The organism is Oleiphilus sp. HI0125, assembly GCF_001635355.1.
On record NZ_LWGF01000908.1, the window covers coordinates 1 to 763 of the forward strand.

Sequence of the window (763 nt, forward strand, 5' to 3'; positions counted from 1 at the left end):
AAGCTCTTCTTAAAGATATTAATCTTGAGTCTGAAATTGATCGTTTGCGTGAAGAGATTCCAGCGACTAATTCAGAAACTAAGATCAAAAAACTATCTAAGCGTCTTAAGCTTATCGAATCTTTCTACGGTTCAGGCAACAAGCCCGAGTGGATGGTGTTAGATGTATTGCCAGTTCTTCCACCAGATTTGCGTCCATTAGTACCACTTGACGGTGGCCGCTTTGCAACATCTGATTTGAACGACTTGTATCGTCGAGTTATCAACCGTAACAACCGTTTGAAGCGTCTACTTGAGTTAAGTGCTCCAGATATCATTGTTCGTAACGAGAAGCGTATGCTTCAAGAATCTGTTGATGCACTGCTTGATAATGGTCGTCGTGGTCGCGCGATTACGGGTTCAAACAAGCGCCCATTGAAATCTCTTGCTGACATGATCAAAGGTAAGCAAGGTCGTTTCCGTCAAAACCTTCTTGGTAAGCGTGTAGATTATTCTGGTCGTTCGGTAATCGTTGTTGGTCCTAGCCTGCGACTTCATCAGTGTGGTCTTCCTAAGAAGATGGCACTTGAGCTATTCAAACCATTCATCTTCTCGAAGTTAGAAAGTCGTGGCCTTGCTACAACGATCAAAGCTGCTAAGAAAATGGTTGAGCGTGAAACGGCAGAAGTATGGGATATTCTTGCTGAAGTGATTCGCGAGCACCCTGTAATGCTAAACCGTGCGCCAACGCTTCACCGTCTTGGTATTCAAGCATTTGAGCCAGT

At 44.2% G+C, this 763-nt stretch carries 1 pseudogene; it reads left to right on the forward strand.

Annotated features, from left to right (window positions below):
• A pseudogene (locus A3762_RS15705) lies at positions 1-763 on the forward strand (DNA-directed RNA polymerase subunit beta'); the annotation flags it as partial.